We start from the raw sequence: 8,430 nt of genomic DNA, 5'->3' as shown, positions 1-8,430 counted from the left end.
CTCGGCGCTCCGGTGCACACCGTTCGCCGCGTGCTCATCTGGGGCAATCACTCGGCGACGCAGTTCCCCGACATCTCGCACGCGACCGTCGGCGGGCGACCGGTCGCAGAAGCGCTCGAGCAGATCGTGGGCGACGTTCCCGCCTGGCTCGACCAGACGTTCATCCCGCGGGTCGCCAAGCGCGGCGCCGAGATCATCGAGGTCCGCGGCTCGTCGTCCGTGGCATCGGCCGCGAGTGCCACCATCGACCACGTACGCGACTGGGTGCAGGGCACCGACGACTGGACCTCGGCCGGCGTCGTCTCGCACGGCGAGTACGGGGTCCCTGAGGGCCTGATCTCGTCGTTCCCGGTGCGCTCCGTCGACGGCGAGTGGCAGATCGTCGACGGGCTCGAGGTGAGCGACTGGGCGCGCACCAGGATCGACGCCTCCGTGGCGGAACTGCTCCAGGAGCGAGAGACGGTTCAGGCGCTCGGTCTCTTGTGAATCCGGTCGCCGCGGCGTCCGACGACAGGGCAGAATGGATGCCGGAGGTGCGCGATGAGCGAGACGATTGATCCCACGAAGACCACGGCATCGGTCGACGAGGCTCTGACGAGCCCCCTGCACCTGCCGCACGATGCTGCGACGTGCCCGAAGTGCTTCACCGAGCTGCAGCAGAACCGCAACTTCTGGACGGCCCGTCCCGACGGATCGCGTCTGGTCGGCCTCGTCGTCGCCCGCGAGGGGATGCCGTCGGTCGTCGAGCAGCGCGAAGACCTCACCCGTTTCGGTGTCCCGATCGAGGGATTCCGCCACCCTGCGCCCGACATCCTGGAGAGTTGGAACGACCGCCTCGCCCGCCTCATCTCGACGCTGCGAACGGGCGACGTCGTCGTGGTCGTGAACATCAAGGCGCTCGGCCTCGACGCCGACGAGGGCGCACGCACCGTCGCCGAGCTGCGCAAGCACGGCATCATCGTCAAAGTGCTGAACCACGACGCCCGGCACCTGGCCGACGCGGCCGCGGCCCACTGACGCGCGACGATTCCTACGGCGTCGGTGTGGGCGTCGGGCCGAAGGCCGGCTCGCCCGGTGTCACACCGAAGAAGAGCGGATCACTCGGCGACTCCTCGCGCGGCAGGTAACCCTCGGAAAGGTTCGCATCACCGAAGAGCAGGTCCCCGAGCTCGTAACGGTCGCCGGGCCAGCACTTGGTCGTCGCCGTCACGAGCACGTTGCCGTTCGTGATGAACGTCACCGTCAGCAACGAGAAGTCACCCTGCTCGCGCACGATCACATCGCTCGACTGAGTCTCGCCAGACCCCAAGTCCATGCCGTCGAGCTCGTAGCCCGCATCCGTGAGGTACTTCTGCACAGCGGCGCCTCGCTCGGCATGCTGCGCCGGGTCCACTTCCGTCGATCGGGCGAGAGAGAACTTGTAGGAACCGTCCGGGCACCCCGCACCCGAGGGCTCCATGCCGAATGAACCCCCCGGAGCCTCCCACGGGCCTTCGAAGATCAGCGCCTGGACACCGTTCGTGACCTCGCGATAGTCGAGGTAGTGCTGCTTCGCCTGGGCGACGAGCTCGTCGCCGGTCGGTGTCACCATGCCGTCTCCTTCATTCGTGCACCCGGTGAGGACGAGCGCGAGCACCGCCATCGCCGCGGTGATCCGCCAGCGCTTCGCCATCCGCCCGCCCCTTGCTGCCGTTGCTCCCACGGCTCAGTTCCACGCCTGGCCGTTGGCCACGATGTAGGCAATGTTACGGAACGATTCCGAGTCTCGTGCGAGATACCCGTTGCCCTCTTCCCACCAGCCCCAGATACTGTTGCCGCCGTCGTGCGCCGCGTGGCCCGGGGTTCCGAGGCCGTCCTCGGTGCCGCCGCCCACCTTCGGCACCGTGCCGCCGTCGCTTTCGAAGCTGACCGCTCCCGGCAGCTCTTCGGGGTTGGTGCCGTGTCCGAAAGAGCTGTGCTCGCCGTAGCGGGCGACCAGATCGCCGGGAGCCCGCGACGCGTAGATCTGGGTGCCCGAATAGTCCATCGGGTCATCTCCGGTCCACGTCTGGTGGTAGCCGTCCGGCACTCCCGCCGAGCCGACCGCAATCAGATTGTCGACACCGAGGTTGTCGGGGGATCCACCCACCGCCAGGAAAGCGGTCGTGCTGCCGTACGAGTGCCCGATGACGGAGGTCGTAACGCTGGACGAAACCTCGTTGTCGAGCCCTCGCAGCGTGGCGCTGAGAGTCGCGGCCCCCTCTGTCGCGCTGCCCATGGTGTGCTCGGTGAGAAGGTTGGGCGAGTCGTATCCATACCAGGCGATCGTCGCCGACCTGGTCCCGTCGTTGTACCCGTCGGCGAAGAAGTTCAGGTCACGTGCGCTCTGCCCCCACGCCTCGAGGTCTCCGAGGCCCGAGAACATCCCGCCGACGAGCACGTTGACGTTGGTGATGCCTTTGAGCGGGTCGACGGGGTTACCGTTCTCATCCTGAATGGTCACGCCGTACATGACAGCAGCGGTGGCTTGCGGCTGCTCGAACGGGTTGAACATCAGCAGCTGCCCCTGGAACCGGTTGATCTCGATACCGAGGTTCGCGAACTGCGTGTCCAACGGCTCGCCGTAGGGTCCGGCGTCGATCACTCGTTCATACGCCGTCCTGTTGGCGAGCATGCGGTCGAGGTAGGGCACGCCTTCGAGGTTTCCGATGAAGCCCGGATAGGTGAGGCGGAGCGCGTCGCGCTGCGCATCGGTGAGACCGTCCCAGATCTCCGTGACCTCGGCAGGGGTATCGGCGTTCGCCAGCGCGTCGATCGCCGAGAGAGTCGAGTCGCTGAGGGTCGACCCATCCGAACGGACGAGTCCTGCGATCGCTGCACCATACGCCTCGTCCCAGAGCGCGTATGCGGCTTCCCAGCTCTCCCAGAGGCCTTCGAGGGCGCTACGGGTCGTGGCGAGCGAGCTCTGCGCGTCGGTAACGTCCTGTTCCGCGGTCGAGCGCGTGCTGGCGTCATCGTCGGGGGTGCACATCTGCTGCTGGGACTGTGCACTCTCGAGATCGGCGACCGCCGCCTCGTGCGCCGCATGCGCGGTCTCGATGTCGTCGATCAGGTCGTTCGCGGTTCTGGCGTGCGTCGCGACAGCCTCACCGTAGGCCCGCACGACGTCGGCGATGCGTCCGAGTGAGGCGATGGTGGGGTTCATCCGATTGGCGAGCAGCCCCGATTCACGCTGCACCAGAGTGATGCTCTGACCTCGCCCCTCGAGGCCTCCGTCGATGTTGCGCAGCACGATCTGCGCGTTCCCTCCGGCGTCTGTGAGCTTTCCGAGATCGGCGTGGATCCCTTCGAGCTGCCCGCTGTCGTACTCGATCTCCTCGAGCGTCCACCCGCGGTTAGGAGAGGTCAGCGACATAGTCGGCATCCCATCCGCTGCCCAGTGAGATGTCGAGGTCCTCGAATGACTCGTTGATGCTCGTCAGTCGATCGGTGATGCCGATCCCCGCGAGATGCTGCGCCCGCGCCTCGAGCATCGCCTGTCCCAGCGCGTTCTCGAGCATGACCCGCAGGCCCGTGCGCCCCGCGGGGTTGCCGACGCCCGTGTCGCGCGCGGCGATGTCGTTCGCGTACATGACGTAGTCACCGACCGAGAAGCTGATCTGCAGGACGGCGCCTTCGAGTGCGCGCTTGTCGATCTCGACGTCTGACATGGCTTCCCCCGGTTCTGCCGTGATCCACCATAGTTGGACGCTCGTACGGCACCGATGGGGAGAACTGCCCATCGGCCCGCGATCCCCGGCCCACAAGGCACGAAGAAGGGGCCGACGGCGAACCGTCGACCCCTTCTCGAAAGCGTGTGTCAGCTGCCGGCGAGCTGCTGATCCAGATCCTGGATCGCCCGCATCATCCCGAGCAGCGACTCCGACATGTCATTGATGCCATCGACCGCGGTCTTCAGACCCGTCGTCAGCTCCGTGTAGCCCTCGCCGAACTTCCCCGACGCATGCTGCGTCTTGAAGTCATCACCCAGAAGAGTGTCGACCTGACCCTTCAGCGTGTCCAACTGCCCCTGAATGTCATCACGAGCCTGCGACAGCGAACCCGCCACCTGCTCCATCTCCGCATAAGACGCACCGAAATCGGCCATCGTCCACACCTCCGCAAATCGAGAGAACCGGACCCCTCCGGCCCGAATAACACCACCCTACGGGGAGCCCAACACCACCGTCGATGGGGACAAGTCCCCATCGACCGCCTCAACTGCCGGGAGTGGGCGTCTGCCCTGCCATGTCCGGGACCGCGGGCTCCTCGGCCAGCTGCTCCCACGCGAAGGTCGAGATCATGGCGTCGCTCAGCAGCTCGATGCCGTCGAGCACCTCGGCGGGGATCACGTCTCCGTCAGGGATCACGATGGTCGACGTGAACACGAGCGCCTTGCGACGCAGCGTCCCCGGTACCGGAATGATGTACGTCACCGTTCGGCCGCCGACCCCGTCGATCGCGGGCGCACCCGCGGGGCGCTTGGCCTCGGTGGACCAGCGGACGATGTGCTTGAGGTTCTCGTCGAGGAACACCGCGCCACGCGCGCGGAATGCCTCGGTCACCCAGGCGTCGAGGTTCTCGCCGTCGGGCGCATCGAGGGCAGAGGCCGTGATCGACAACGGCAGCAGCTCCTCCATCGGCACGTCCTCCTGCCGATAGATCGCGAACACCTTGGTGCGCCGCATGCCCTGGTTGGCCTGCGCCATCATCGTGCGGAACTCGGCGTCCAGATCGGGGCGCCCGGCCTGCATGAAGATCGCACTCGCCTTGCGCACGTCCTCCTGCTGCCCCGCGTTCGTCGGGAGGTGTGTCGTCCACCCCGGGGGCAGCACGAGACGGAAGGCGGGGATGCCGAAGCGGAATTCCACGCCGAGGTCGTTCATCTCGTTCATCGCGTCTGCGCTCTCTTCGTCATGCGTTCCTTGACTTCTGGATTGCCCTCTCCCAGAGCAACCGCACTCAGCCGGGCGCTGCCCCATCCGGTGCGCTTCCAACGCTTGGCGTCGCCAGCAGGAAACGGTCTGGGGTCGAGGGCTGCGAGGGTAGCCAATTCCTGCCAGGACTTGTCGTCACCCTGCGCCTTCACTTCGCGATGGGCACGGTTCGCTTTCGCGATGCGACCGGAGGCCTTGCGTCGGAGGCTCGCGGCCAGATCGGAGAACCCCTCCATCGGCGAGTTCCTCATGTCGGCGATCTTGTCGAGCAGCGGGTCGAAGATCGCATCGAGTTCACGCGCGAGCTGTGGGGAGCGTTCGAGGAGCCGCTGCTCCTCGAACAGCCAGGCGTCGTTGACACTCATCGCACAGACGAGACACAATCTGCGCGGCACCGCACGAGTCTTCGCGTATCCACAGGTGCACCGGTCGGCCACACGCGCCAGAGCCTCTTCGAGGGACGACGCCTGAGCGGGTTCATCCGGGACGGGTTCCATCGCATCGAGCAGCAACAACGCGCCCGGCACGCCCACCTCGCGCAACAGATCGTTGCGAGCCCCGGCCGGGCGTCGTTCGACCTTCTGCCGCCACGGGCCTGCATCGTCCTCTGCCAGCAGCCCGCGCACACGCAGGGCATAGTCGACGAGAGAGCGCCGCTGCAGTGCGTGCACCTCCCGATTGAACCGTTCCACATCACTGCGCCGCGTCGACTCATGCACGCCCATGACCTCAGCGATCGATGCTCGGCCGACTCGCACCGCGTCTTCGTGGATCGTCGCCACTGCCTCGTTGCGGGCGAGCAGTGCTGCCTCGTCGGCTTCGAGTGTCGTCTCTCTCTTCATCCCCGCTCCTTCGACGGCATCGTGGCTCCAGTCTGCGTCATCGGCGTGGCCGACTCATCCTCGTACGCTCGCGCTCCGTGCGGGAGGGGGCAGGATGATGCCCGAGATCAGCCGGATGAGCTGCTGCTCGAACAGCACGAAAGCCGGCAGGGCGGTGCCGATCGTGTCGACGAGGATCGCCCACGATCCGTTGTTCAGACGCACCGTCCACTGCTCTACGAGAGTCGAGCCCTCGCCGTCGGCGACGCCGTTGCGACGAAACAGATAGCCGGCGCCATGCGTCTCCGTGCGCAGCGGCGTCGCGTCAGCAGCCGTGGAAAGACTCGCGCCGTCGAAGAGCTCCTCTGTGGTGCCGGCGTCTTCCGAACGGGCGACGGAGATCGAGACGAGCAGGTCGCTGTAGATGCCGCGCGGAGCGAACCAGAGCTGAGTCTGCGACGGCCGCGCCTGGGCTACCAGCGCCTCGGCTGTCGCTCGAATGGCCGGCAGCTGATCCGGTCCGAAGATCGCCTGATCAGCAAAATGCTCGAGACAGGCTCGCACCCAGCGTTCAGGCGTTGCCGGATCGCGGGCCAGGTCGCTCGCGCCGGGAAGAGGAATGAACCAAGAGGCGTCGTAGTCGAGATCCCATGTGAAGTCTGCGGCCACGGTCATCGCGTGACGCCGTTGACCAGCCCTGCCGGCGAGAGTCCGCCGGACGGCGACCCGTTGCTGCCGACAGCGACGGTGCGGTCGGCCCATTTATAGCTGTTCCAGATGGCCTCCCATGTGGAATTCGACGGGGCATCGGCAATGGCCTGAAGCCCCTTGGGCAGGCTGTCGGTGAGGACCTGCTGGAACCTCGGCCCGGTCGAGGCCACGGCATCGCTGAACGCCACGCTGAACGAGCGGTTGGGTCCGAAGAGGAACCTCTCGGCCAGGCCGCTCTGCCAGTTCACGCCGTGCTGGCGAATACCGGAAACGCGGGATGCATAGTTGCCGAAGTTGTTGGCGACAGCACCGGACCACGGACTCGCGGTGCCACCGAGGCCACGCAGTCTCGTCATCTGCTGCACGGGATTGCGGAACTGCGCGACGAACTCATCGACGAACTTCGCGTTCCCCTTGAAGATCTTGCCGAGCTTCCCGATCGGGAGGATCCCGATGATCGACATCGCGAGATCGCCCCAGCCCTTGCGCCCGTCGAACATCAGGGCGACCGTGAGTGCGAGTGCGATGACGCCGACCACGAGTGCAGCGATCGCGAAGAAGGGCCCGCCGATGATGAGTCCGAGCACGGCGATGGCGAGGCCGATCCAGCTCACCCACTCGGCCACCACGGCGAGGACACCGGCGATGTTCTCCCAGGTGGAGTCCTCGCCGATCTTGTTCGCGTCGGTGAGCCCCGAGACGGCGGTCTCATAGGCCGTGTGCCAGGTGTCGTACTCGCCGTCGAACGCGTCGAGGTTGTCGTTGTGGGTGGTTTCCGCGGTGTTGAGGGTCGATGCCGCGCCGGAGGCGGCGTTCGCGAGATTCGTGCCGGCCGTCGTGCTCGCTGATGTGTCTTCGGGTGCCGGTGGGTTCAGCCGCGTCGACGTGTTGTGCGCCTGGAGCGCATCGGCGGCGTCGGCGGCATTCGACTGCGCGGTCTGCAGCTCGGTGAGGCTGGTCTGGCAGTCGGCCACGATGGTGCGCATGCGGCTCTGGGCGGTCTCGAGCGCCGCGGCGTAGTTGTTCAGCGTGGTCCCTGCCGGCTTGTAGCGGCGACCCGCCTCGTCGAGATCCTTGTGGACGTCGTCGACGACATCCTTGATCTTGTCCATCGCGTAGCCCTCACCTTCGATGGAGCCGTCCTTGATCCCCTTGAGCGTCGCGGCGGCACTGACCATGCCGTCTCCGAGCTCGACGATCTTCGTCCCCCTGTCGGCGATCGCCACGGCATCTCCGGCCACGACCTCGACGTCACGCCCCTTGTTCGTCTGCATCTGCTTCTCTCCCCCTAGACCGCTGCCGGCTGACGTCCGGCGCCCGGCGCGCTACCCGAACCCGACTGCTCCATCGACGTCGCCATCTCGGTGTCGAGGCTCGTGACCTCGTCCACCGTTCCCTTGACGCGATCGGCGACCTCTTTGAGCTTGGTGAGCAGCTTGTCGCGACTGTCGTTCCAGCTGCCCTCGAAGTCGTGGCAGCGGTCCTTCAGCCGTCCGTCGCCGTAGGGCCTGCCGACGGCGTTCTCGACGTCGTCCTGCTTCGCCGCGGCGGACTCCAGCTCGGCCACGATCGCCGTGAGCTTCTCGCTGGTCGTCTGCAGATCACTGATCGGCACGAGCATGCGTTCGCCTGCCATGGCCCCCTCCTTCTTTCCCGGACGCTACGACGTTACTGGGAAGGGCAGCACGACGCGATGGGGAGTACTCCCCATCCGCCCGCGCCTCACACCCTCCAACCGCTGTTCTTGCGCTTCTCCAGGATGCGCTCGGCGATCTTGATCGTGTCGGCAATCGACAGGAGGGAGAGTTCTGTGAGCGCCGCTGCACCGAGACCGCGCTTCTGCGCCTTGGCGGCGGTGGTCCGGACAGCGGGGCGCGCCTCCCGCGCAAGCATCTCGGCGAGGCTCGACCAACGGCGGAGGTCGAGCGTCGCCAGCTCGACGC

General features: G+C 66.5%; 11 protein-coding genes and 1 pseudogene. 2 read left to right on the top strand and 10 right to left on the bottom strand.

The window, feature by feature from the left end; genetic code table 11:
* Both KZA10_RS04145 and KZA10_RS04140 read left to right on the top strand, forming a co-directional pair.
* Window positions 1-486, top strand: a pseudogene (locus KZA10_RS04145) (malate dehydrogenase); the annotation flags it as partial.
* Window positions 487-540: 54 nt separating this feature from the next.
* Window positions 541-1,017 (top strand): dehydrogenase, encoded by a 477-nt coding sequence (locus KZA10_RS04140; protein ID WP_141386574.1) that lies wholly within the window; start codon window positions 541-543, stop codon window positions 1,015-1,017.
* Window positions 1,018-1,030: 13 nt separating this feature from the next.
* On the opposite strand, the gene KZA10_RS04135 is transcribed toward KZA10_RS04140, so the two are convergent.
* The 10 genes from KZA10_RS04135 to KZA10_RS04090 all read right to left on the bottom strand — a co-directional run.
* On the bottom strand, window positions 1,031-1,672 hold the full coding sequence (locus KZA10_RS04135; RefSeq protein WP_218682246.1) for a hypothetical protein: 642 nt from the start codon (window positions 1,670-1,672) through the stop codon (window positions 1,031-1,033).
* A gap of 33 nt (window positions 1,673-1,705) precedes the next feature.
* Window positions 1,706-3,394 (bottom strand): alpha/beta hydrolase, encoded by a 1,689-nt coding sequence (locus tag KZA10_RS04130; protein WP_218682245.1) that lies wholly within the window; start codon window positions 3,392-3,394, stop codon window positions 1,706-1,708.
* On the bottom strand, window positions 3,375-3,689 hold the full coding sequence (locus KZA10_RS04125) for a hypothetical protein (protein ID WP_218682244.1): 315 nt from the start codon (window positions 3,687-3,689) through the stop codon (window positions 3,375-3,377). Before KZA10_RS04125 ends, KZA10_RS04130 begins: the two co-directional genes overlap by 20 nt.
* 149 nt (window positions 3,690-3,838) lie before the next feature.
* Window positions 3,839-4,126 (bottom strand): WXG100 family type VII secretion target, encoded by a 288-nt coding sequence (locus KZA10_RS04120; protein WP_052748607.1) that lies wholly within the window; start codon window positions 4,124-4,126, stop codon window positions 3,839-3,841.
* Between the two features lie 109 nt (window positions 4,127-4,235).
* A complete protein-coding gene (locus KZA10_RS04115) occupies window positions 4,236-4,913 on the bottom strand; it encodes a hypothetical protein (RefSeq protein ID WP_055869631.1) in 678 nt (225 codons plus the stop codon).
* Window positions 4,910-5,797: a hypothetical protein gene (locus KZA10_RS04110; RefSeq protein ID WP_141386569.1), complete on the bottom strand. Its 888-nt coding sequence runs from the start codon at window positions 5,795-5,797 to the stop codon at window positions 4,910-4,912. Before KZA10_RS04110 ends, KZA10_RS04115 begins: the two co-directional genes overlap by 4 nt.
* A 54-nt stretch (window positions 5,798-5,851) precedes the next feature.
* Window positions 5,852-6,451: a hypothetical protein gene (locus tag KZA10_RS04105; RefSeq protein ID WP_141386568.1), complete on the bottom strand. Its 600-nt coding sequence runs from the start codon at window positions 6,449-6,451 to the stop codon at window positions 5,852-5,854.
* A complete protein-coding gene (locus tag KZA10_RS04100) occupies window positions 6,448-7,761 on the bottom strand; it encodes a hypothetical protein (RefSeq protein ID WP_218682243.1) in 1,314 nt (437 codons plus the stop codon). Before KZA10_RS04100 ends, KZA10_RS04105 begins: the two co-directional genes overlap by 4 nt.
* Before the next feature lie 14 nt (window positions 7,762-7,775).
* Complete coding sequence (locus KZA10_RS04095; protein WP_141386566.1) at window positions 7,776-8,123, bottom strand: hypothetical protein; 348 nt, start codon at window positions 8,121-8,123, stop codon at window positions 7,776-7,778.
* An 86-nt stretch (window positions 8,124-8,209) separates the two neighbouring features.
* The coding region (locus tag KZA10_RS04090; RefSeq protein ID WP_218682242.1) for a hypothetical protein at window positions 8,210-8,430 on the bottom strand (221 nt) is incomplete at its 5' end.

The organism is Microbacterium sp. BF1 (genome assembly GCF_019279095.1).
Taxonomy (GTDB): domain Bacteria; phylum Actinomycetota; class Actinomycetes; order Actinomycetales; family Microbacteriaceae; genus Microbacterium; species Microbacterium maritypicum.
The sequence above is the reverse complement of the archived record's forward strand: the minus strand, read 5'-3'. Positions and strand labels throughout refer to the sequence as shown.

Excerpts from the sequence above, each read along its gene's own strand:
- KZA10_RS04140 (WP_141386574.1), top strand. The coding sequence starts at position 541 with ATGAGCGAGACGATTGATCCCACGAAGACCACGGCATCGGTCGACGAG.
- KZA10_RS04135 (WP_218682246.1), bottom strand. The coding sequence starts at position 1,672 with ATGGCGAAGCGCTGGCGGATCACCGCGGCGATGGCGGTGCTCGCGCTC.
- KZA10_RS04130 (WP_218682245.1), bottom strand. The coding sequence starts at position 3,394 with ATGTCGCTGACCTCTCCTAACCGCGGGTGGACGCTCGAGGAGATCGAG.
- KZA10_RS04125 (WP_218682244.1), bottom strand. The coding sequence starts at position 3,689 with ATGTCAGACGTCGAGATCGACAAGCGCGCACTCGAAGGCGCCGTCCTG.
- KZA10_RS04120 (WP_052748607.1), bottom strand. The coding sequence starts at position 4,126 with ATGGCCGATTTCGGTGCGTCTTATGCGGAGATGGAGCAGGTGGCGGGT.
- KZA10_RS04115 (WP_055869631.1), bottom strand. The coding sequence starts at position 4,913 with ATGAACGAGATGAACGACCTCGGCGTGGAATTCCGCTTCGGCATCCCC.
- KZA10_RS04110 (WP_141386569.1), bottom strand. The coding sequence starts at position 5,797 with ATGAAGAGAGAGACGACACTCGAAGCCGACGAGGCAGCACTGCTCGCC.
- KZA10_RS04105 (WP_141386568.1), bottom strand. The coding sequence starts at position 6,451 with ATGACCGTGGCCGCAGACTTCACATGGGATCTCGACTACGACGCCTCT.
- KZA10_RS04100 (WP_218682243.1), bottom strand. The coding sequence starts at position 7,761 with ATGCAGACGAACAAGGGGCGTGACGTCGAGGTCGTGGCCGGAGATGCC.
- KZA10_RS04095 (WP_141386566.1), bottom strand. The coding sequence starts at position 8,123 with ATGGCAGGCGAACGCATGCTCGTGCCGATCAGTGATCTGCAGACGACC.